The 24,816-nt window shown below is 44.5% G+C and carries 16 protein-coding genes; 15 read left to right on the forward strand and 1 reads right to left on the reverse strand.

Annotated features, from left to right (window positions below):
- The first annotated feature begins 40 nt into the window (after positions 1-40).
- From ABR189_RS03060 to ABR189_RS03130, 15 genes are all read left to right on the forward strand, one after another.
- Entirely contained in the window at positions 41-3,523 is a 3,483-nt protein-coding gene (locus tag ABR189_RS03060; RefSeq protein WP_354658971.1) for a SusC/RagA family TonB-linked outer membrane protein, read from the forward strand.
- A 10-nt stretch (positions 3,524-3,533) separates the two neighbouring features.
- Positions 3,534-4,919: a RagB/SusD family nutrient uptake outer membrane protein gene (locus ABR189_RS03065; protein WP_354658972.1), complete on the forward strand. Its 1,386-nt coding sequence runs from the start codon at positions 3,534-3,536 to the stop codon at positions 4,917-4,919.
- 10 nt (positions 4,920-4,929) lie between these two features.
- A complete protein-coding gene (locus tag ABR189_RS03070; RefSeq protein ID WP_354658973.1) occupies positions 4,930-6,354 on the forward strand; it encodes a TlpA family protein disulfide reductase in 1,425 nt (474 codons plus the stop codon).
- A gap of 23 nt (positions 6,355-6,377) precedes the next feature.
- Entirely contained in the window at positions 6,378-7,541 is a 1,164-nt protein-coding gene (locus tag ABR189_RS03075; RefSeq protein WP_354658974.1) for a redoxin domain-containing protein, read from the forward strand.
- Positions 7,542-7,725: 184 nt separating this feature from the next.
- A complete protein-coding gene (locus tag ABR189_RS03080) occupies positions 7,726-8,295 on the forward strand; it encodes a dihydrofolate reductase family protein (RefSeq protein ID WP_354658975.1) in 570 nt (189 codons plus the stop codon).
- 340 nt (positions 8,296-8,635) lie between these two features.
- On the forward strand, positions 8,636-9,211 hold the full coding sequence (locus ABR189_RS03085) for an RNA polymerase sigma factor (RefSeq protein ID WP_354658976.1): 576 nt from the start codon (positions 8,636-8,638) through the stop codon (positions 9,209-9,211).
- The gene (locus ABR189_RS03090; RefSeq protein WP_354658977.1) at positions 9,201-9,614 is read left to right on the forward strand and encodes a hypothetical protein; all 414 of its coding nucleotides are present in this window, start codon (positions 9,201-9,203) and stop codon (positions 9,612-9,614) included. The genes ABR189_RS03085 and ABR189_RS03090 overlap by 11 nt, the downstream gene beginning before the upstream one ends.
- Before the next feature lie 4 nt (positions 9,615-9,618).
- Entirely contained in the window at positions 9,619-10,722 is a 1,104-nt protein-coding gene (locus ABR189_RS03095; RefSeq protein ID WP_354658978.1) for a hypothetical protein, read from the forward strand.
- 289 nt (positions 10,723-11,011) lie between these two features.
- Positions 11,012-11,581 (forward strand): RNA polymerase sigma factor, encoded by a 570-nt coding sequence (locus ABR189_RS03100; RefSeq protein ID WP_354658979.1) that lies wholly within the window; start codon positions 11,012-11,014, stop codon positions 11,579-11,581.
- A 77-nt stretch (positions 11,582-11,658) separates the two neighbouring features.
- Complete coding sequence (locus tag ABR189_RS03105; protein WP_354658980.1) at positions 11,659-12,831, forward strand: FecR domain-containing protein; 1,173 nt, start codon at positions 11,659-11,661, stop codon at positions 12,829-12,831.
- Positions 12,832-13,066: 235 nt separating this feature from the next.
- Positions 13,067-16,474, forward strand: coding sequence for a TonB-dependent receptor (locus ABR189_RS03110; protein WP_354658981.1), 3,408 nt, complete (start codon positions 13,067-13,069; stop codon positions 16,472-16,474).
- 5 nt (positions 16,475-16,479) lie between these two features.
- Entirely contained in the window at positions 16,480-18,105 is a 1,626-nt protein-coding gene (locus ABR189_RS03115; RefSeq protein WP_354658982.1) for a RagB/SusD family nutrient uptake outer membrane protein, read from the forward strand.
- A gap of 160 nt (positions 18,106-18,265) precedes the next feature.
- The gene (locus ABR189_RS03120) at positions 18,266-19,306 is read left to right on the forward strand and encodes a formylglycine-generating enzyme family protein (protein ID WP_354658983.1); all 1,041 of its coding nucleotides are present in this window, start codon (positions 18,266-18,268) and stop codon (positions 19,304-19,306) included.
- A gap of 66 nt (positions 19,307-19,372) precedes the next feature.
- Positions 19,373-20,683: a fibrobacter succinogenes major paralogous domain-containing protein gene (locus ABR189_RS03125; RefSeq protein ID WP_354658984.1), complete on the forward strand. Its 1,311-nt coding sequence runs from the start codon at positions 19,373-19,375 to the stop codon at positions 20,681-20,683.
- 317 nt (positions 20,684-21,000) lie between these two features.
- On the forward strand, positions 21,001-23,205 hold the full coding sequence (locus ABR189_RS03130) for a DUF6259 domain-containing protein (RefSeq protein ID WP_354658985.1): 2,205 nt from the start codon (positions 21,001-21,003) through the stop codon (positions 23,203-23,205).
- Between the two features lie 145 nt (positions 23,206-23,350).
- On the opposite strand, the gene ABR189_RS03135 is transcribed toward ABR189_RS03130, so the two are convergent.
- Positions 23,351-24,814, reverse strand: coding sequence for a RagB/SusD family nutrient uptake outer membrane protein (locus ABR189_RS03135; RefSeq protein ID WP_354658986.1), 1,464 nt, complete (start codon positions 24,812-24,814; stop codon positions 23,351-23,353).
- Positions 24,815-24,816: the final 2 nt, after the last annotated feature.

Raw genomic sequence — 24,816 nt, forward strand, 5'->3', positions numbered from 1 at the left:
AATGAATGCTTTTCAGGAAAAGAACTTGATTGTCCGTGTGATGAAACTTACAACAGCCATACTATTCATCTTTTGCTTACAGGTAAGCGCCAGGGTATCTTCACAAACGATCACCTATGCAGGGCATGACGTGAAGCTGGAGCAGGTGTTTCAGGTGATCAAAAAACAGACGGGATATACAATCTTTGGTAATGAAGAACTGTTACGATCAGCACTACCCGTAACAATTGAGGCGCAAAACATGCCTTTACAATCATTTCTGACAAAGCTGTTTGCCGGCCAGCCCATACAATACAATATCCGCAAGCGAACGATCATATTGTCAAAGGCCGCAGTACCGCCGGCAACCAACAGCCAATCCCAGGAGGATGCTCCGCAGATACAGCAGATCGAATTACAGGGGCGCATCATAGACAGTACAGGCGCCCCCCTGGCCGGTGCCTCGGTAAAAATAACAGGCACCCATATTGGCACAACTGCGAATGACAACGGGGAGTTTTCAATCAATGTGAAAGAAGCGGATGTACTATTTATTTCTTTTGTGGGCTATGAATCACAAAGTATAAAGGTAACGGCAGATGTATTAAGCCGGCAAACCATTACCATTCGATTGCTGGCGGATGTGCATGTGCTGGAGGCCGCGGTAGTGGTGGTGAATACAGGGTATCAGAAAATACCAAAGGAGCGGGCAACGGGTAGTTTTGTTTATTTAAGTAATAAAGAGCTCAACCGCCGGGTAGGCACCAGCGTTATCGAGCTGCTGGATGGCAATGCCAACGGAATACAGTTCGACAAACGAACGCCAAATCAACGATTCAATATCAGGGGTTATAATTCTTTTACGTTTACACAACCCCTGGTAGTGGTCGACAATTTTCCCTACTACGGTGAGGTAAATGACCTTGACCCGAACGATATTGAAAGTGTTACCTTATTGAAAGATGCTGCCGCAGCCAGTATCTGGGGGGCCAAAGCCGGGAACGGTGTAATTGTGATTACCCGGAAAAAATCGACCATAGGCCAACCGTTTCGGGTAGATTTTAACAGCAATGTAACGATACAGGAACCTATCGATCTGTACTATAAAAAGAACATGACAGTACCCGAGCTGATGGGGGTGGAGCGCTGGTTGTTTGATAAGGGCCATTATGATGCCAGGTTGACTAATCCCAACAAGAAAACGATTATCCTGTCGCCGCAGGTGCAGTTGTTGAACCAACTCCGCAATAACCAGATCACACAGGAAGCGGCCGATGCGCAAATCGCTGCCTGGGAGCAGCAGGATGTACGGCAGGATTATGAAAAATATTTTTACAGGAATGCAGTCACGCAGCAATACAGTCTGAATTTGTCCGGCGGAGGTAGTAAACACAGCTTTATGGTGTCTGGTGGTTTGGTGCGCGGTTTGTCAGAAATGGTGAATGCCGATAATCAGCGTATGAATCTCCGATCGTTACTCTCTTTTCGCCCGTTAAAAAACCTGGAGGTATCAGCGGAAATGAGTTTGTTATCCGCCAATGCCACTTCAGGTTCCTTTTACAGTCATCCGATTACAGTTGGCGGAGGTATGGGATCTATTTGGCCCTACGCGCAATTGGTGGATGACGGTGGCAACGCGCTTGCTGTTCCTATGACCTATAATCCCGACTATATCGATACACTGGGTGGAGGCCGTTTCCTCGACTGGCGGTTACGTCCATACGACGAGCTGTTCAACAGCACCAGGGATGTACGTTCTCTTCACAATAATATCCTGGTGAAGATCGGGTACAAGCCGGTTAAAAACCTGGAGCTAAGTATTATTTACAAGCATGAAAGGCTAAACGGTACCACGGAGTTCCTGAAACGCGAAGAGGCTTATAGCACCCGGAATATGATCAACCGGTTTACCCAATTGAAGGACGATAAGGTCACTTATATTGTTCCGCGCGGTAGTATCCTGGAATATCAGCATGACCGGATGCGTGGTAATAATATCCGGGGGCAGCTCAGCTATAATCTGAGCTGGAAGGGCCTTCACCGGATCGACTTTATAGGAGGAGGTGAAACTAGTGATAACCAAAGCAATTCCACGTCAAACAATTACTATGGGTATGATCCTGATCTTAAGATTGCAGGCGTGGTGGATGCGGTGAATTATTATCCCATATCGGATGGTGTATCAAGTATCGGTAAAATTTCCAGCGGACAGGGGTTTAATGAACTACGCAACCGCAGCGTCTCATTTTTCTCCAACTTGTCTTATACCTACAAAAGCCGCTACATTGTTACGGCAAGCGCCCGCCGTGATGCCGCCAATATATTTGGTGTAAGCACCAATAATAAATGGAAACCGCTTTGGTCTGGGGGGCTTTCCTGGATCCTCTCCGAGGAACGGTTTCTACAGCAATCGGCTTTTGATAATCTTAAGCTGCGGGTTACTTATGGCCACAGTGGCAACTCAGGAGGTATGTCGGCCAAAACCAAGATCATCATGTATAATTCGGTTTCCGAGTATACTAATACGCCCATTGGGCTGGTGATGGGGCCTCCCAATCCGGACTTGCGGTGGGAGCTGGTTGGCATGTTCAATATGGGGGTTGATTTTAGTTTATGGAACAGACGGTTAAGCGGCTCGCTGGAATATTTCAGTAAAAAATCGACCGATTTGATCTCGTCGTCCATGGTTGATCCCACCAATGGATTTGTGCAATTGGATAAGAATATAGCCACCTTAACAGGGAAGGGGGTAGATATTCAGATTAGTGCAGATATTCTTCGCAGGGCCGTACGGTGGTCGGCCACCTGGTCGCTTTCGCATGTAAAGGATGTAGTGCATAAATATTACGGGTCTAAATACAATATTGATTTCCTGGCTGGAGCAGACGGAAGTGGTATGTATCCTATGGAAGGGTACCAGCTGTATCCTGTTTTTAGCTATCGATCGGCAGGGCTAAATCCGGAAAACGGCAATCCCAGGGGATATATCGGTGATAAGGTAAGTGAAGACTATACTAATATTTTCAGGGGGTCGTTGAGTGATCTGGTCTACCATGGATCGGCGCTACCCCGGCTGTACGGTTTCTTGCGGCAAGATGTTTCCTGGCGTGGCTTCGCATTATCAGCAAATTTTACTTATAAATTCAACTACTATTTCCAGCGGGAAGGACTGAACTATAGCATGCTGTTCGCGAATTACAAGGGGCACCCCGATTTTAATAAACGCTGGCAGCAACCCGGAGATGAGCGCAATACCCGGGTACCTTCCATGATCTATCCAGCGGTTTCCAACAGGGAATCTTTTTACCAGCGCTCGGAAGATAATGTCAGGAAAGGTGATCAGATCAAACTGCGGGACATCAGACTGTCTTACAGTAGACCGATAAAAATCAGAAGTTCAGGTAAAGCCATGCAGGTACAGCTTTATGGTACTATGGGCAATGCAGCGCTGTTATGGACTGCAAACGATGAGCACCTGGATGCAGATTACAGGAATACGCCGCCCGGCAGAAATTATTCGCTGGGAATTAGTGCAAATTTTTAAAAAGACACTCATGAAACAACGATTATTAAATATACTGAGCACTGCCGTACTACTGCCGGCATTGCTGTTGGCAGGTTGCGATAAATACCTGGATGTCAAGAACTCCAGCTCCACCATCATTCCTAACCGGGTTAGCGAGCTGGAAGCTATCATGGACAATCCGGCAGTTGTGGCTTTGAATAGCATACCTGCACAGCAGGAGCGGATATCCGATTACAGTATCCTTACACCTGATGCTTTTGCCGCATTGTCGGATGAAGAACGAAATGAATACCTGTTCAATGTGCAGCCGGAAGATCTTACCGTTTCGAGTACCTGGACCAGTGCCTACAAAAAAATATTCAGCTGCAATGTGGTGCTCGACCTGCTGCCAACGGTTAAGGATGGCCTTACCCAACGGGGGCTACAATTAAAAGGGCATGCTTTGTATTACAGGGGGTTTACACATTTTATGCTGTTGGAACATTTTTCCATGCCCTACAATAAAGAAACGGCAGATAAGGATCCTGGGATACCCATTAAAAAGAATCCGGCAGAAGGCGACAAAACCGTACGGTCTACGGTAGCCGGGTCGTATAAAAGTATATTGGAGGATCTTGATGAGGCCGTGCGTTTATTGCCAGCCCGGGAACCGCTGTTGACCCGGCCCGATAAACTGGCCGCCCATGCTGTCCTGGCCCGCATTTACCTGGTAAGAGGAGAATATGATAAAGCGCGGGACCACGCCAGCGAGGTGCTCAGTGTTACATCTTATGTGGATGATTATAATACCCGGGACCTTGGACTGCCGCTGCCTTTTAATTATAACATGGAAGAAATCATCATTCCGCATAGTGGAGTTGGACCTATGTTTTCGGACCCAAGAAAGTCGCTGGTGACCCCGGCGTTTTATCAAAGCTATGATGAGGACGATTTAAGAAAAACAGGTCTTTTTACCGTCAATGCACCCGATAATATCGTGTTTAAAGGGAGTTACACCGGATGGGTTAGTGCGGCAATGTTTGTCGGTACCACAGTTCCTGAAATGTTGTTGATAAGGGCCGAGTGCTGGGCCAGGGGAGGAGATGCGGATAAAGCCATGAAAGATTTGAATGATCTCTTGCAACACCGGTACAAAAAAGAGCACTTTCAACTCCGTACTGCATCGGGTGCGGATGATGCACTGATGCAAGTAATAACCGAAAGAAAAAAGGAATTGCCTTTTCGCGGACTCCGCGCCATGGACCTACGGCGGCTGGGGAACGATCCGAGATTTGCTGTTACATTGGAACGAACGATTACGGTCAATGGGCAAACATTCACAGCAACACTCCGCCCTGGCAGCAACCGGTATGCTTTGCCTATACCAAAAACTGTAATCGATTTAACAGGAATCGAACAGAATAACTTAAAATAATCCGGTAGTTATGTTGAAGTATTTTTGGATGCGTTGCACGTGTCTTGTTTTGTCATGTATTGTGGTGATGGGACTAGTGAAGTCTTCCGCCATAGCCCAAACCCATCAAAGCCCACTCCGGCCACTGAAGGTGGGGGATCAGTTACCTGATCTGCTGATAAAGGATATCGAAAATTATACGAAGCAAGATGTAAAAATGAGTGAGTTCAGGGGTAAATACCTGTTGCTCGATTTCTGGGCTTCCGGCTGTATATCCTGCTATTCCGGGTTCAAACGGCTCGTAGGGCTGCAAAAACGCTTTGAAAAAGATTTTCAGGCGATTATGCTAAACCCTTACGAAACGAAGGAAGAAATGAAGCGGCGGACGACCCACCCATCCATTGCCCAAAGAGTATACCTGCCAGACCTGCCCTCGATTATTGGCGATAACAGGTGGGATAGCCTGTTCCCTTTTCCCACACTGGGCCAGCAGGTTTGGATCGATCGAAAGGGCAAGGTAATCGGGATATCCGTTCCGCATAACACCAACAGTAAGGTCATCGAAAAAATGATCGAAACCGGTGAACTGGATATCATCATGGCTTCTTCTTTTTTCCATAATCTTAAAACTGTAAAACTTAGAACGGTATTGGATAAACGTCAGTCAGACTCCACAGATCACAGCATTTTTTCAACGATCTACACTGGGGAAGGTGCTAATATATACGGTCTTCAGTCGGGGCGGGTGGTTGATTCCTCGCGTGGCACGGTGCGTTACAGCTTTATGAATTACAGTTACGACCAACTTTTTTACAGTACACTGCAGCTGGGTCAGAAAATTTTCGGACAAGATGCAAAGCCCTGGGTAACGGTGTTTGAGATGGCTTACCCGCAATATTTTTTGATGCCGGATAACGAAGGGGAGATAGATGGATACTACCGGCGGAATCGGTTTTGTTACGAAATAGAATTGCCGTTATCGCAGGAGGCCGTCCTGCCATCGATCATGTGGCAGGAGCTGAACCAGTATATCGGGCAAAAGCTGGGGATCAACGCCCGTATAGAAACACGGCCACGTCTGACCCGGGTTTTTCGGATTAAAAATCCTGCGGCATTACCACTGTCGAAAGGCGGGAAAAAGAACAAGCAGTTTCCTGACAAAAACACCGGTTATACTACAAGATTTACGAATACGCCGGTAAAGAACGTATTAAAAGATATCGCCGGCACCTTAACGGACCGGGGTTTATTATCCGATGTGGAAGGCTACCGGCCACTGCCCTGTGTGGTGGAGTCTGATGATAATACTTTGGTGGACATGGCGGTTGAAAGTCATATCGGGGGCCATTCAGGTAGAAATTATTTGAATGCCCTGTTTGGATCTCTGGATGCATTGGGAATAGCGGTGGCGGAAGAATACCGGCCAACAGCGGTGCTGGTTTATTACGACCGCTGAATTTTTAACTTCAAACAAATCTGATGAAAAAACATATTGTTATCACCTGCATTTGCATTCTTTTGTCGACGGTTTCGATGGCCCAATTATTGACGGCTAAATTTGAAGGACCGGTAAGCGAGTTTAGTAAGGTTTATTTACTCCGGTACGATATGGTTAATCACCAATTTCTGACTTCCGATTCTGCGCTGATAAAGGATGGCGGTTTTCAGTTCCATCTAAAGGAAGATAAAGAACCCAGCTTTGCTTATCTGAGGCTAAAAGACCAAAAAGGGAATTGGATTTGGACGAGCACTGTAGAACTATTTGTTGCTCCCGACTCCATCCTGCTACTGTGTGAAGATTCTTTAAAAAATGCACGCATATTTAATTCGCCCATCAATTATGATCACCTGCGCTTAAATGAAATGACTGCGCCGGGGAGGAAATACGCTGATGATATCCATCTTAGATATATAGCGGAAACTAAAAAAGTACCCCCCGACATTTTGAACACGAAAGAGTACCAGCAGTTTGGAATAAAGCGGTTTCAAGCTGCCCGGCAAGGGCTCTACGATGCCTATGAAACATTTATTGACAAAAATCCCTCTTCCTGGATCAGCCTGTATGCATTGAGGAGGAGAATGCAGGAAATGGGGGCAGACTTTGTTAAGATGAATAACCTTTTTTTGCAGTTGGATCAAAACATCAGAGAGTCGACGGGTGGTACCAGCATTGCGAAGCGTTTAAGTAATATGAGGAATGTGCAGGTGGGATCAACGGCTCCGGTGTTTCAACTGCCTAATATAAAGGGACAGCTGGTTGACCTGAAAAATTACCGCGGTAAGTATGTATTACTGGAGTTCTGGAGTTCGGGCTGTGGCCCCTGCCGATTGGAGGCACCTCATTTAAAGTCCGCATTTGCCAAATACAGGGATAACGGTTTTGATATCCTCAGTATTTCTTTGGATGATGCGAATCAATATAAGGGTAAGGAGAATTGGCTGAAAGCGGTTGAAAAGGACGAAACTGGTATCTGGCAGCAGGTAAGCGATTTAAAGGGAAGCAAATCGCCGGTAGTAGCTGCCTATAATGTAGGGGCCATTCCTCAGAACTTTTTGCTGGATCCAGACGGATTAATCATTGCCAAAAACCTTAGAGGGGGAGATCTCCATGATTACCTGGAAAAATTATTTGGAAAAGAGTAAACGCATACAATTGGTTATACTAAGTTTTTTAATGACATCTATTACCGTCGTTAGGGATGCCCAGGAGGCAGCGAGCTGGTCTGCAAGACATGTTAAAAACACCCTGATAATGTCGTGATTGCCCCCCATACAATTAGCCTGGTCTCTTTAATTTTGAACAGTCATTAAACTAAATAGAAAATAAATGAGAAAGATCAGGATCTTCGAACACGCATCACTTGACGGCGTGATCGAGCACGACAAAAATTATGCATATCCGGCATGGACTACTCCATACCGGACCCCTGAAGGGATGGCCATGCTGCTTGATGTATATGGCCACAACTTTGACCTGCTGATTGGCCGCCGCACATACGACGAGTGGTTGGGCTACTGGCCAAATGCCGGGGACTTCCCGATGGCAAACGCTATAAATACTGCCACCAAATATGTAGTCACCCACCGACCAGAGCACCTCCCATGGGGGCCGGTGAAAGCGCTGGGAGGGGATGTCATCGGGGAGATACGTCATCTTAAATCAACAGACGGCCCTGACCTGGTGCTCTCGGGAAGTATTTCTCTCACATCTTTGTTACTTGATGCGGGATTGGCAGATGATGTTATCCTGATAGTATACCCCGTATTACTGGGCCGCGGCAGACGGCTTTTGTCAGACGGTTTTGATGCCCGCAAGCTCGAATTTGTCAGTACTAAAGTTACCCCAACGGGCGTACTCCTGAATACTTACCGACATATGGGATCGCTGAATAGTTGATTTTGCCGGATCAGAAATAAGGCCCACTTAATTGTAACCTCTTAGAAAAAGCAAAGTATAATGCCTCAGATTGGGACTGATCATCAAGGTGATGTTCAATCCCAATTTTTATGTTTGCCTGATACTGCTATAAAGTTCATTACTCGCCCCGATAACCAAAAGGCACTCAACCAGCCTTTAAAGTGCAGGTTCTTTTTATTTTGAGCAACGTTCTGCTGATAGATTCCCACTACAGCAGCTAAAGGAAAAAGTTGCGTAAGAGCATCCCCGTTATTTGAACAGGAAACTATTTTGTGTTTTTTTTCGACTTTTTCCAGAATATCGCAGTATAATATTACAAATGGATAAGTTCATGCACGAGCATAACCTTAACGAATGGATAGTACAATGTCAGCAAGGTGATGCGGTTGCATTCGGGCAGATAGTAGCTGTATATCAGCCCAGGATTTTTGCTTATGTATTCAGACTGGTGGGCAATGACGCTGATGCAAAGGACGTGGTACAGGAAACTTTTTTAAAGGCATGGGTTTATTGTAAAACCTATGACCTGAAGTTCCGGTTCAGTACCTGGCTGTATACTATTGCTACCAATTGCAGCTATGACTACCTGCATGCAAAAAAACCTTTAATACTGCATGCGGAAGAAAATATGATCCTGCTGAGTGACCAGTTGGTTAACTCCGACCTCGAACAACAGTTGCTGAACAGGAATATCGCTGCTGTTATTGCACAGCTTACACATAACCTTACTCCCAAACAGCGACTGGTGTTTACGCTAAAATATCTGGAAGGTCTGGAAACAGCAGAAATAACCATGATTACGAAACTGAGTGCGGAAAAAGTGAAAAGCAACCTGTATCTGGCAAAGAAAGGTATAAAGGAAGTATTACGCAAAATGAAGATCTATGAAAAGTGATGAAAAAACAGCGCAAATATTGGCTGCATTACAGGCGCTTCAGCCTGCATTGAATGAAGAGGATGCGGCTAAACTTACAAACAGCATTATGGCTGGTATTGCAAATAAAAAGCAAGTAAGCAAAACCCGTGGTAAGCTGCTTAGTATGGCTAAAACTATTTCTGCTGCAGCTGCCATCCTGTTGCTTGTTTTTCTTTTGTATCAACAGGTTGCTGAATCAGATGAACATCAATCAGGGGTTATTTATAATCCTTATTATAAAAAGATTGCCAGGAATCAGGGCAGCTTACCTCCAACGAAATCCATGAGTGAACTGCTGGACCATTATTGGCAGCTCCAAAAAGATAAAAGTACTATAGCCGGTTTCAGAGAACAATATCATCAAATGTCAGGAAAAAAGTAATATCATGAAAACAACAATCAGAAATATAGTAATACTGGCCAGTGCCCTGCTGGCAGCCTGCAGCCCTAATGCGAATATGACTACTGTTCTCAACAGCAATGGAAGTTGCGATAGGGTATTAGTTGCCACGGTAAATGAAAAGTTTATACAGGGAGACACCACCGAACATCCGTTTATTATGGATCTTAATGGCTGGGATATTAAATGGAAATTTAAAGGAGAAAAAATAAGAAATGACTGGCCTGTAAAAGACTGGAAGAAAGACCCGCCGGATAGTGCCGCAACTATTACCGCAATAGCCCATAAGCACTATAACTCTGTAAAACAAATGGCAGAAGAATTCCGGATAAAACCATCAAATGCCTGGAGCGATATAAGAATAAAGCCGGTGTTGGAAGAAAGGTTCCGCTTTTTTTATACTTACTATGACTATAAAGAATCATTTTCCAAACTACCAATAACGCAAGTCATACCCGTGAGCAGGTATCTGAGTGCTGAGGAAGCAGGCTATTGGCTGACTGGTAAGCCTGATATCCTGAAAGGTATGAATGGGGTAGAGGCAGTAGATGTATTGAACAACATTGAGAAAAGAGCCGGAAAATGGTTAATCCACAATTTGTTTGAGATGCAATACAGTGAGTTGTTAAAGCACCTGGAATTAATTGCCAACCATCCTGCTAAAGCCACCATGGATACCCAAAAGGATAGTGTCTTTGCCTTGTATTTTTCTGAGTATACCAGTGAGCAGGCTAAATATGATTTGATGCCAATATTGGATAAGGCATTTAAAACACAGGCATTTGGCAACTTTGCCAAAGCAGGTAACGATAGCCTGGTAGCACAGATCAATGAGCCGGAAACGTATAAGCATCTGTCAGATTATTTTAGTGTGATTATCGACTACAAACTGGTGATGCCAGGCGATATTATTACATCGGATGGTATCCTGTCTCAGGATACATTGAGTTGGAGAATAGATGCTTACAGGCTGCTAAATGGGGATTATACCATGGAGGCGTCGTCTAAAAAAACAAATCTGTGGGCCTTTTTTGTAGTCGCATTTCTGGTGTTAGGAACGCTTGTACTGTTTTTTGTAAAAAGAAAGTAAGTATTCCCGCAGGTGCTTCTGACTGTAGTATAGATTGGGGGGAATAATCTTTGATGGTATAGTTTCTCACGTGAAAATTCAAAAAAGTATTTTACCCAAAAAACAGCCTGGTTGATCATGTTGTTTAATTCTCCAGAGGTGTTTTGATATCTGAAACTATTGCATTATACTTGTGTCAACTAAAATCTACGCTTACTAATAGCGATTTATATCGCTGGCATATCAATAGTTAATAGTTAAAAAGAGTCCATCTATTGTCAGTATCCGGTATTTAAGAATTTCATATATAATGGGTAAATACCAAGCAAGCTCAGATGATGAATTACTAGTGCGCTTACAAAAGGGCGATGATGCTGCCTTTACCGAGATCTATAATCGGTATTGTGAAATGCTTTTTGCTATTGCATACAACAGGGTGAAGGAGGTGCCAGCTGCCCAGGATATTGTACAGGATTTATTTACCAGTTTGTGGCTCAACCGGAATAAAATAGTCTTACGCTCGTTAAAAAACTATCTTGCTACTGCTATTAAGTACCTTTCGCTGGCATATCTGCGTAAAGCAGACCGTGTGGATACATTCTGCAATGAGACTACTAAGATGCCTGCCACCACAAGTACTATAGAGTACGACCTTCATTATAAGTACTTGCTTCAGTTATTGCAGGAAGAAACCAACCAGCTTCCTGAAAAATGCCGGCTTATATTTAAATACAGCCGTGAAGATAGTATGACGGTTGCTGAAATAGCCGATCAACTCCAAATATCCCCCCGTACTGTTGAAACACAGATCTACAAAGCCTTACGTCACCTGCGGAAGTCATTTAAGAGCAAGATGGCCCACTTTTTTTGCTGGTTATGATACTATTTTAAAAAAAAGTTCAGGATGACATACGTGTAAAACGTTGTTTGTATCACTTACATTATACAACAAGGACTATGCAGATTCCCGAACACTTAAAAAAGGCAGTGGATAATTACCTGGCCGGTATTGCTACGCCATTGGAAAAACAGCAGGTTAATGACTGGTTCAGGTCTTTCAATGATGATGAAGTAGAGATACCCTCTGAGGTACCTGATCAATGGTTGAAGCTTCGGGAAGATATGAGGGCAGGTATAGAGGCATCTATCCAGCGGCAAGAGCCCCTGGCAAAGCCTGCTAGAGTGAGGCTTTTATCTGTATACCGCTGGGTTGCTGCTGCCGGTATCGCTTTACTGGTATGTGGAAGCTACTTTTACTTCAGCCAGCGGTCACCATCTGTTGATGCTGCAAAAATATCCGGCAACACGCATTTGCAGCTCAATGATGTACCTCCTGGTGGGAGTAAGGCGGTGTTAACGCTTGCAGATGGTAGTACAATTGTACTTGATAGTGCAAAGAACGGTACCCTGATCAGGCAGGGAACCGTCGATATTTCCAAGCCGGAAGATGGTCAGCTGGCTTATAATACGGGAGCACCAGGAGCAAAAGAAGTGCTGTATAATATTATTGCAACACCCCGTGGGGGAGAATATGCTCTCCAACTGGCAGATGGCAGTAAGGTATGGATCAATGCAGCTTCGTCGTTGCGTTTCCCAACTGCATTTAATGGGGATGAAAGAAGAGTGGAGCTGACAGGAGAAGCCTACTTTGAAGTGGCCGGAGATCCCGGGAAACCTTTTAAGGTAATTGTTAATGGTATAGAAGTAGCCGTATTGGGAACACATTTTAATATCAATGCCTATACAGACGAAAGTAGTATCAGGACCACACTTGTGGAAGGTGCAGTGAAAGTAACAGGAGAACATCAGTCTTTGTTGTTAAGCCCCGGACAACAGGCACAGGTAGATAAAGCGGGAGAAATGACACTCATTAAAAAAGCTAACCTGGATGTTGCTACAGCCTGGAAAAATGGCCGGTTTGAGTTTGAGGATAACTCCATCACCTCTGTGATGCAACAAATTCAACGATGGTACAATGTAGCGGTGGTCTATGATGGAAAAATACCGGACATTAGGTTTTCCGGTGCTATCTCGCGACAGGAAAATGTCTCCAAAGTATTGAGCATGCTGGAACTTACCCACCTGGTCCGTTTTCGCATGGAGAATAATACCATCCATATCATCCCCTGATAAAGACATCAGGGTAACTCACCATAAAAAACAGTACACGTATGAATTTTTTGTGCCAATGCTATGCGCAGGTATGAATAAACTCATTGGCTGAAATAAAAACCGGATCCGATGGGGGTCGGACCCGGGAAATATTTGAGTCAATGCATTAAAACAATCAACCAGGACTGCTCTCCCATATTCTGATGACTATCGGAACGGGATTGAATTTATTGAACTCAAACAAAGCAAAAGTATGCAATTAACTGTTCTTTGGAAATACCTGCTCCAGGCAAGGTGGTTTCCAAATGCCCAAACACTGTTGAGAATGAAGCTAACGGTTGTTCTTTTGCTGGCTGCTACCTTGCAGGTAAGTGCCAGCGTTTATGCACAACGGATCTCCTTATCCGTAAAAGAGGTACCCCTGGAAACAGTTTTCAGGGATATACGTACCCAAACAGGATACCTGTTTCTCTATAGCAGGAAGATGTTGGATAATACCGGTAAGGTAAGTCTCCAGGTAAAAGGAGCCACCCTTGAGGAGGTATTAAAACTATCGCTAAAGGATCAACCGCTGGCCTACACCATCGTTGATAAAAATATTATTATCAGGAGAACGGAAGAACCTTTGTCTGTACCTATAGCAACTACAATTACCGGAAAGGTGTCTGATGCATCGGGACAACCGCTGATAGGTGCTACCGTAAAGGTGAAGAACAGTAAAACAGGTACCGGAACAGATGTCAACGGAAAGTACACTATTGAAGCCGCAGAGGATGATGTTTTGGTATTTTCCTTTATTGGCTATCAGACAAAGGAGGTCCCTGTAGCCGGAAAGCCGGTGATTGATGTCATCCTCCAGGCAGCGGAAAGTAACCTTGACCAGGTAGTGGTAGTAGGATATGGTACCCAGAAGAAGGTAAACCTCACGGGAGCTATTGAAACACTGGACCTGGATGATATTAAAAGCAGGCCGCTCTCTAATTCCAGTGCAGCATTGCAGGGTAAGGTCGCCGGAGCCTTTATCTCACAGAATTCAGGACAGCCCGGCTACGATAATGCTCAGATTCGTATCAGGGGTATCGGTACTTTCAATAATGCATCCCCCCTGGTTATTATTGATGGTATCGATGCAAGTTTGAATGATGTGAACCCCAAAGATATAGCCACCATTTCGGTATTGAAAGATGCTGCCTCTGCAGCGATATATGGTAACAGAGCTGCCAATGGTGTGATTTTGATTACTACAAAACGTGGAAAGGTGGATAAATTGAATGTGGAATACACAGGATATTATGCGAGCCAACAGGTAACTTCCATGCCAAAGGTACTACAGGGGCTTGATTATCTTGAGTTAAAGGCTGCCGCATACAAAAACACCAACGGACGTTCGCCTACCTGGTATACCGATCAATACATGGATAATTTCAGGAATAATGTGGACCCTATCATGTTTCCATTGGATGTTAACTGGGTAAGTGCACTTTTCAAGCCAGCTGCGATGATGGACCATTACGTATCCGTTTCCGGTGGTTCAAAAAACTTTCAGCATGCCACTTCCATTGGTTATCTCAACCAGGATGGTATTGCTATCGGTAATAATACTAAGAAGCTTACTTTCCGTTCTAACTTATCTTCCCATTTTTGGGAGGATCGTTTACGGATAAATATACAAGTATCTGGCCATGAGCAAACGATTGACGACCTGGTGGATGGTATGAGTTCTGCAATCTATGCCGCTTATGTTGCCCCTCCCACGATCAGGTTGGAAATACCAGGAGTGGGCTATAGCAACTTTGGATATAGTTATGGTGCTAAAGCTGCAGGTGGGATGAATAAGATCAAATCCGGCCCGATTAACCTTAGAGGAGCCGTGGCGCTGAATGTAGTAAAAGGCCTGGAAGTGAACGTATCTTATGGTATCTATAAATCATTTAGTGAGCAAAAGATATTCCGTCCTACTGTGCAGCTCATGGCATTAAATGATGATGGTTCCGTGGTATTACCCACTCCCCGTGTTTCTGACCTGTCACTGAGCCGCTACGATGCCATCACGAAAACATTTAACGTATATACCAACTATTCAAAAAGTATCCGTGGAGGTCATAATGTTTCTGCTATGGTGGGTTTTGAATCCAGGGAATTTAGCGATGCAGACCACAGCCTCTCGCGTACAAATTTATCCGTTAATATCCCCCAGTTCGGTTTTGGAGATCCTACTACGCAATTGAATAACAGCGGTGCATCGTCCCTGGCATGGCTTTCAGAATTTACCAGGCTGGGATATAACTACAAAGGAAAATACCTGTTAGAAACTAATTTACGTTATGATGGCAGCTCCAGGTTTGAGAAAAAATGGGGATTGTTTCCATCTGTGTCAGCAGGTTGGAGGATATCGGAAGAGCCTTTCATGAAAAGGCACCTGGGTATCATTAATAACCTGAAATTCCGTACTTCCTGGGGGCGTTTGGGAAATGAAAGTATTGGACAATCTTACGCTGCTTCTGATGAGCTTAATCTGAATTTACTGATGAATTTCAACAATCAGCTGGTGTCTGCTGGTGGGGTAACTAAACTTGCCAATCGCAATACCTCCTGGGAAACAGCAGAACAGTATAACTGGGGGCTTGATTTTGATGTACTGAATAGTAAGTTTTCCGGAAGTGTAGACTACTTTATCAAGCATACCTATGATATTTTAATGCAAATACCTGTTTCCAGTACATTGGGCCTTTCGACTACACCTTTCCAAAATGTTGGAAAAATGAAGAACCAGGGTGTTGAAATGAATCTGAAATACAACGGAAATATAGGCCCTATAGGGATGACTGCCGCTGTAATGGCATCCCATGTGAAGAACAGGGTATCAGACCTGGCTGGACGTAATCCTATCATTAATGGTGATCTTATATGGAAAGAAGGCTACGCATATAATTCGTTTTATGGTTATCAGACCGAAGGAATATACCAATCAAAGGATGAAATCAATCATCACCTGATCTCTAAAACTAAAGATGGGGACCCTGTAAATGCTTATGCAGGATTAATTGCAGTACCAGGTGATATCAGGTTTAAAGACCAGATAACGGAAGATACTAATGGGGATGGCATTCCAGATTCGAGAGACGGTATTATTAATGAGAAAGATAAAGTGCTGATGGGAAAATCTTATCCCGACTGGACTTTTTCTACCACGTTTGCCTTTGATTGGAAAGGGGTGGATCTGTCCTTATTCTTTCAGGGGGTTTATGGGATTAATTCGCTCAACCAAGGTATGGTTACTGCGCCCTTCCTTGGCGGAGAAGCCAATACCGGTGCCTGGTATAAGGATGGGTGGACGGAAGCTAATCCAAGTAAAACAATTCAACGGGTATATAGTGATCCTTCCAGATTTTCTATTGTGTCTGACTACTACATGGAAGACGCTTCTTATCTACGTTTGAAAAATGTGGAGCTGGGATATACACTACCAGCCTTGTGGTTAAGAAAAGTTGGCCTGAATACGGGAAGCTCAAGCGTGAGAATCTACGGAAATATCCAGAATGCAATAACATGGACAAAGATGAGGTTTGGTTTTGATCCGGAAAAACCTTCTACGATTGTAAATACGTTGCAATACCCCCAGACACGTATTTATTCAATGGGTGTAAATGTTAAATTTTAAACGCCATGAACATGAAATTAATACCACATATAGTGCTGATGAGCGCACTGCTACTATTGATATCCTGCAGTAAAGATTTTTTAAAAAGAGTACCGGAAGATTTTATCTCTCCTGATAACTATCTGACCAATGAAGCACAGGCAGAAATTTTGTTGAATGGGGTGTACAATTGCCTGGACTTCATAGGCACTACCAATGAAAACCAACGGATGTTTCCGGTGCATTTCGATACAATGTCTGATGATGTGTTTGATGCGCAACCTTGGCATAATACTACGGAATGGGCGAGAGGACAGGGGAATCCAAACAGCCCATGGGCCAGGTGGAAGTGGGATCTCAATTATCAGGGAGTTGCCAGGGCGAATGTATTTCTAACCTCTATCGCTAAGGTGGACCTAAAATCCAATAATACCAAACGTTATGCCGGAGAAGCAAAATTCCTTCGCGCCTGGTTTTATAATGACCTAGCTACTTATTACGGAGATATTCCCTTGATATTGCTTCCTGGTGATTTAAGTAACAGTCAACCCTCCCGGACACCAAAAGTACAAGTGGTAGCGCAGATATTAAAAGATCTTGATGAGGCGATCGAAGTACTGCCGCTTAAGTATGATAATGATCGTGACAGGGGGAGGATTACAAAGGGAGCGGCAATGGGCTTTAAAGCAAGGGTCTTGTTGTACAATTCCCAATGGGAAAAAGCAGCGGCTGCTGCTAAAGCAGTGATGGATTTAGGAGTATATAGTTTATACCCTGACTACCAGGGATTGTTTCTAGAAAAGAATGAGGCTTCCGTTGATCAGGAAATAATGCTGCAGGTTTTTTATACACCGGATATTATGCCTTCCTTCTTATATTATCCGATTGGCGAATACCCTGCTTTTTCTCCTACGCTGGAATTGGTGAATGCCTATTACATGAAAAATGGGTTGCCGATTGACAATGCAAAGTCTGGTTATGATCCAAAGAATCCACACATGAACAGGGATCCGCGATTGAATGCCACTGTTTTTTATCCTGGATGTAGGTACCTGAACTTTATGATCAAAGCGCCTGATCCTGCTGTATCAAAGGATTCCATTCTGATACCCACCTGGCTGTTGAATGTAAGCGGCTTCCGGGCAAAAAAACATTTTGACGGAACATTAACAGCAGCAACGAAAGAAGGCCGTAATAAGTACTTTTTAAGATATGCGGAAGTATTGCTGACTTATGCCGAAGCAGAGAATGAAGCAAATGGTCCTGCCAATGCCTATGGAGCTATTGACCAACTCAGAAGGAGAGTGGCCATGACTACTTTGACGCAAGCCATGCCAGGCATGTCGAAAGAAGAAATGCGTAAAGTTGTCAGAAACGAACGGCGTGTTGAACTCGCATTTGAAGGGCTGCGGCTGCCGGATATCTGGCGTTGGAGAATAGGACCGGAAGTAATGGTGAACGTCCATGGATATGATAATACTAAGCTGATCACCTATCCTGGAGACGGAATGGGTACTTCCAATTTCTGGAAATATGAATCACTGGTGATTGATAACAGACAGTTTAATCCTGCCAGAGATTATCTATGGCCTATTCCCCAGAGTGAGATCAATTCCAATCCGAATATGGTGCAGAATCCGGGATATTATTAAACCAGGGTGTACTTAATTTATCAGTCTTTGTGAGTGGACATTCCTTCATTATTTTAAAGCTTCTGCGATGTTTAACAATCATCTTTTAATAAGATTATCATTTATTGGGTTCATTTTTTTTATCATAGGAGGATGTACGAAAAAAGATACAACCCTTCCAATGATTTCGAAAACATATCTGAAAGGCGTAGGCCCCACTTATGCAGATTTACAAGGTAGGGTATATGTGGAGGGCGGTACACCTATTGAACAGAGAGGTGTTTGCTGGGTATTGAAAAATACAGCTGGCTCAGCAGAGGTAATGCAATGGCCAACTGTTGAAAATGATACGATGCAATTGGATGGAAATACCGGACTTGTAAATGTTCGTATCCGTGGATTGGTACCTGATACCGCTTATTTTGCTTCTTTCTATGCAAAAAACAGCAATGGTGTGAAATATAGTTACCCCGTACTTGTTCGTACCCCTAAGATCCTGGATGGATTCGTTTTTGTTGAAGGAGGAGATTTTCAAATGGGGAATATACTGGGAGATGATGATGAGAAGCCTGTACATATGGTTACGCTGGACAACTATTTTATTTCTGCTAAAGAAGTAACCAATATCGAGTACTGTAAATTCCTCAATACCATAGAAGTGGGGACAGATGGTGCCAGCGGCAATCTGAAATATATTGATATTGGAAATCCGGAAACGCTGATTGCTCACAATGGCAGCCAGTTTACTCCTATCGCCGGATTTGAGAATTACCCTGCCGTAAGTGTATCGTGGTATGGGGCAAAGGCCTATTGCAACTGGATTGGGGGAACGCTCCCCACGGAAGCGGAATGGGAGTTTGCGGCACGAGGTGGGATAACGTCGAAAGGCTATGAGTATGCTGGAAGTAATACTCCTGGCGATATAGGTTGGTTTGTAGATAATGCTGCAAATAAGTTACACCAGGGGGCTGGAAAAGGTACCAATGAAATTGGTGCTTATGATATGAACGGGAATCTATGGGAGTGGTGCGAGGATTGGTATGGTGCCAATTACTATGGTGGCAGTGGAATTAAAAACCCGGAAGGTGCATCTTCAGGTACGGAGAAGGTGTTGCGTGGAGGATCTTACCTGGAGCCTGCGATCAGTACCACACGGCGTTACCACAAGATCCCTCAGACTACTGCAAAAAATATTGGCTTCAGAGTAAAGGTGGCTATATAAAAGCCACATGTATAAAAATGCTGGTGATAAATGGCAGCAATAATATTTACCTCTTATAAAAGCAAAATGAAAAATATACACATCCTATTATCTGGCGTAATCATGCTCATCTGTGCATGTGGTAAGGATAAGATAAAATATAATCCAGGTGTAACACCGGCTGTAGTGACCAATTATCCGGTGAATGTTACTGCCACATCAGCTACATTGACAGGTACATCTCTTACAGGGGGAAAAAGCATCAGCAGCCAGGGATTCTATACAATAATCGTTTCTCCTGCTATGTATAATACAAGGGGGGAACTCAATATGAAGGTAGTAGATAGCCTTGTGGTAAAAAACGGAGCAAAGGTAGAAGCGTTGACAAAAGGAGATTTTCAGGCAGTCATCAACGGATTGGCTACTGATACCACCTATTTTGTAAAAGCATATGCTGCTAATGAAGCCGGGATAACATTTGGTGAATCTGTATTATTCCGTTCATCCAAACTGGTACCTCCGGTAGCTGTTTTGGCCAAAAGCTATATTAACCTGGGGGATTCTGCAGCAGTAATCACCGGAGAAGTAACAGCTGTAGGCGGAGATGTAGTAACAGAACGGGGATTTGTATGGAGCACCCATGAAAATCCAGAGATATCGGATAGTAAGGTCAGCCTCGGTACCGGACAAGGTACCTTTACAGATACCCTCCCTCCGTTTCCTTCGTTTGTAAAGTACTATGTGAGAGCATATGCTATTAATCGTTTTGGTACAGCTTACAGTGAACAGCTGGTAGTCATATTTCTGCCACCTACATTCACTGATCCACGTGATGGAGAGGAGTATACAATCAGGCAATATGGTAATGCAGTATGGATGACACAGAACTTACGCCACATCCCGGCTACTGGCTTCGGTACGGAAATATGGCTGCAGGATTACAATGGTAATGATGCGGCAGCAGCGAAAAAGAGTAAGTATTACAGGGATTACGGTTGCTTGTATACTTATGACAAAGCTGTTGCGGTAGCGCCGGAAGGATGGCACCTGGCTACAGACGAAGAATGGAAACAGCTGGAAATGCTCACCGGTATGTCAAGGTCGGAAGCGGATGGTGTTGAATGGAGAGGAGGAACAAATGGAAAACTAAAGTCGAACCTGTGGCCGGGAGAAGATACGGATGCTATGGAATTTAATTTACATCCCGGGGGTAAACAGTGGTGTGGAGGTGCTTTTCAGGATTTTCAAAGTATGGGCTTCTACTGGACAGCCATTGATGATAATGCAGGACCTGGTTCCAGTCCGTATTATCGGTTTTTCCCTCCTGGCGATGGAACCGGCCGGTGGAATAACTGGCCAGGTTGTGTGGGATTGTCTGCACGTTATGTTAGAGACTAAATTTTCAGATAGCATCCGGGGAGATAGTGAACTCCCCGGATGCTCAAAGTTGATAAAATAAAACATTCATGCTAGGTATAAAAAAATTATTCTTATTGTGTACGGTTTGTTGTAGCCTGCTTTTCCATCTTTCTGTTTCAGGTACATCGATTAGCCAGGAAACTGATAACATTGTTATAGGGAATAAACAGCTTACGCTGGCATTCAATAAAAAAACAGGCATGCTGAGCAGCATTGTCAATAAAATCACAGGGGACAACTATCTTAAAAACCCATCCGGGGGTAATCTGTTCCGATTATATGTAAACACAACAGCCATGCCGGCACTATCAGCTGGCCCGCATAATAATAGCTATGGTGGACAGCTGATAGATGCCTCATCCTGTGTGTTAAAAGATTTTTCTTTAGCGGTCGGAGAGCAAACACAAGTATTGACCTTAAAAATAATAGCAGAACAATCGCTGGCGATAGCATTGACAATAACACTGCCAGATACAGCATTCTATTTTGACTGTAAAATGGCGGTTACCAATAAAAAGAATACGCCTTATACCGTTTATTCTTCCTTTCCTTATCTGTCGGGCATTAGTTTAGGTGAAAACCCCACTACCAATCTGGCGTTGAATATGTGGGATAGAGGATATCCAGGCATAAAAGCCTGGGAAGCCAATAGTGGTGGTGTTTATGGACGGGATGTACAGATGCAGTGGCAGTGTGTTTATGAACCTACATTAAAAGAAGGTCTTGCTTTTATTACAATGGATACGACTTACCGTAATAAGATCCTTACTTGTTTTCCTGGTGGCGGTATGCAATCATTGTATTTTGACAAAGAAACTATTCGTAAGAACCAGACACGTGAATGGCCAGCAGCTAGGGTCATTGTGTTTAATGGTAACTGGCGTACAGCAGCAATGGAATACCGTTCATGGGTAAATGAAAATATGCAGCCAAGGGCAGTGCCTGCATGGTATACGAAGGAGGTTGCGATGCGATCCAGCACGTGGCTACCCACTAAAGATTTGGTAGCACAAGCGCAATCAGGGAAAGGGGCTGGCGTCATTACTTCTTTTGAAGCACTCCCGAAGATTTTCGCAGGTGGTTACATAGATTGTCTGGAAATAGCTATGTGGAATGAAGGCGTAAATCTGTGGCCGGAAACCTATGGCCCCTGGATGTCTTCAGGATTCCTTGATTTCCGGTCAGATCTGGGAGGACGTGAGGCATTTGTAAAAGGAGTAAAGAATGTACATCGTGAAGGGCGGAAAGTAGCGATGTATGTTGCCGGATATGGTATCAGAACAACCAGTCCTTTATTTAAAGGGGATGACTGGAAAAAATGGGCCATTATGAAAAACCCACAGGGAGAAATCAGTTTTGAATACAGAGGGGAAAAAGATGACGAGGTATTCGGGATTTTTACCTGCCCGGGGTATAAGCCCTGGCAGGATAATATTGTCAGGGTATGTACTATGCTGGCTGGTGCTGGTGTGGATGAAATACGGCTGGATGAACTGGGATTTCCTTTCAGGCCATGTTTTAACCAGGATCATCATCATGAGAGTCCTTATGATTGCCATCGCTGGATGCGGGAGTATCTGCGCAGGGTAAGGGAAGCAGTAGATAGGATCAATCCAGACATCGTCATTTCCACAGAGTTTTTTATGGATTATTTTCATACTTATACAAACGGGGCATTGGTCATGGATGCCAGCGGAGATGAGTTAGATGTGATGAAGGTGGCAATGCCATCTTATCTGGCATTGTCATACCACGCAGGTGCCGCAGAAGCAGCCATTACAGGGGCTGTTATGAGCAAATTGGAAAGCCACAGGCAAAACTGGGCCTGGGCACATGTGGGCACTTCGCGGCCTCAAGATTATCCGGAGGGGCCAGGGCAGATATTACGCTGGCATGAGCTTTACCCTTCTTTTGCTTCTGCACTGACTGCTGGAAATGTTACAGATTGGGATCCCGTTGCGCTGAATGACCCCAAGTGGATGGGGCATTTATGGAAAGATAGCAACTACTGGTTGCTGACTGGTGGACATGAGGATGCTACGCCGCTGGCAGCGGGAGGTGTGCTGGTCAGGTTGCCGGAATTACCACCGGAAATTCAATATGCTTTTGAATTTGATATTGCGACTACCTCTATGAAAGCAATAAAGATTAGCAGAAATAATGACGGCCTTTTCATCCGGTTAGAGAACCCTGTTTCAGCAGTACTTTTTCCTTTTCCTGCTTGCCCCCCATTGCCTATTGTTACCATGCAACAGGATAAAGCAAAGCAATTGGAAGTAAAGGTGAAATTGTTTGCACCATGGAATCCTGCAAGTGAAAGGGCGCAAATTGGATCCATTAGACTGAAAGCGCTGGGGGGGACTGTTTCAGGAACAGAGCTAAATGACAATACGGTTACCTTCCGGCTTAACATGTCACAGAAAGCAATGGGTATACCTTACTCTTTTCAGGTAACGGGAGATTGTTTACCGTTAAAAAAATGGTTTGATATAAAATTCTAATCGCCAAGTAGTGTATTACTGCTTGAAAAACAGCATACCGCCCTTGTTTCAGGGCGGTATGCTGAGTGGTATTTGTTTTCTGCTGCCGTAATACATTTCCTCGTATGGTTGCATAACAACATGCACAACACCAGTATGAGTACGGTCAGAGATTCGGGTTTATCACGGCATCTGCGCCGGGTATGGGCATCCAGTAATTGGCCTTGGTGATGTTGCCGGGTTGCAGGTCGCCAGGGTTTTTATTGGCGTTGGCAGCTTCTACCTGTTCCAATCTTACCAGGTCAAACCAGCGGTTCCATTCTCCAGCAAATTCCCAGGCGCGCTCATTCACTACCGCAGTGGCGAAATCCTTACCGGATAATCCTGTTGGCAGGTCCTGTAGTCCTGCACGCTTGCGGACTGCATTGATAGCCACATAGGCGTTATTATCAGGTGTCCCGGTAGCGCGTGCCTGCGCTTCTGCATAGATCAGTAATACATGGGCATATCGCATCATGATCACAGGGTTAGCGGACATATACACCGTTTTGGCTCCTGATTGAATAGTGAACTTTTTGTAATAGGGATGTTTGGTAGTCGTTTGCTGCCAGGAGATGGTACCATTGCTACCCGTGAATGTTGTGCTGAAGGTCGCGTCCTTCCGGGGACCTGCCGGAAAGTTGTTGAAGAAGTTCAGTTCAGGAAAGAAATCGCTCCAGCCGCCTTCGTCTTCCGGCATTGTAGAAAGTCCGTAGAAAGAATTGTAGGTGATCCACTGTCCGCGGGTAAAGAGGGCGAACACATCTTCTACGGTACCACCGGCAAATATCTTCAGATAGTCGCCCTGGTAAAGATCAAAACCATAAGCTGCCTTGTTATCTATTACTTCTTTAGCCTTGGCAGCTGCCAGGGCAAATTTGGTCTGGTCTTTCAGCGGCCATCCGGCTTCAGTAAGATATACGTCTGCCAGCAGCGCTTTTGCAGCGCCTTTATTGGACCTCCCTGAACTACGACGGGCATTGGGTAGCCACTCTTCTGCTCTTTTCAGGTCTGCTTCTATCAAAGTGTACACTTCTGCGGGTTTACTCTTTTTAAGTGTCAGATAATCCGGAGAGTATATTTCGGAAGGGATAATAGGTACTTCTCCCCACAATCTGGTGAGCCAATAGTAACAAAGTCCGCGGAGATAGCTGGCTTCGCCCACCATGATACGGATGGAGTCCGGATTACCGCCCTGCACCGAAGTATAATTGTTGATGATGTTGGTAGTGGCTTGTATGGTTTTGTAACATCCCAGCCAGATCGGGGGCATCCTGCTATTCAGCGATGATACGGTAAAGCGGTCAAATTCCCTGAATTCTTCCTTATTAGAACCGGGGTGTGTGGTGAGGTCATCAGCGCCCATGGTCATGGCGATCTGTGCCACGGTGGTAAAGCCGCTTGTCCATGGCACCAGTAGGCTGCCGTATGCCCCGGAGAGAACGGTTTCCAGTCCTGCCTGGCTACTCAGGGCTTCTTTGCCGACTACCAGGCCACGGGGCTCTTCCGTCAGTTCTTTACTGCATGCTGCCAACAAGGCCAGGCAGAGTACAAGATATATTGCATGTTTTATGTAGTGTCGTTTGTTCATAG

Source organism: Chitinophaga sp. H8 (assembly GCF_040567655.1).
Classification (GTDB): Bacteria; Bacteroidota; Bacteroidia; order Chitinophagales; family Chitinophagaceae; genus Chitinophaga; species Chitinophaga defluvii.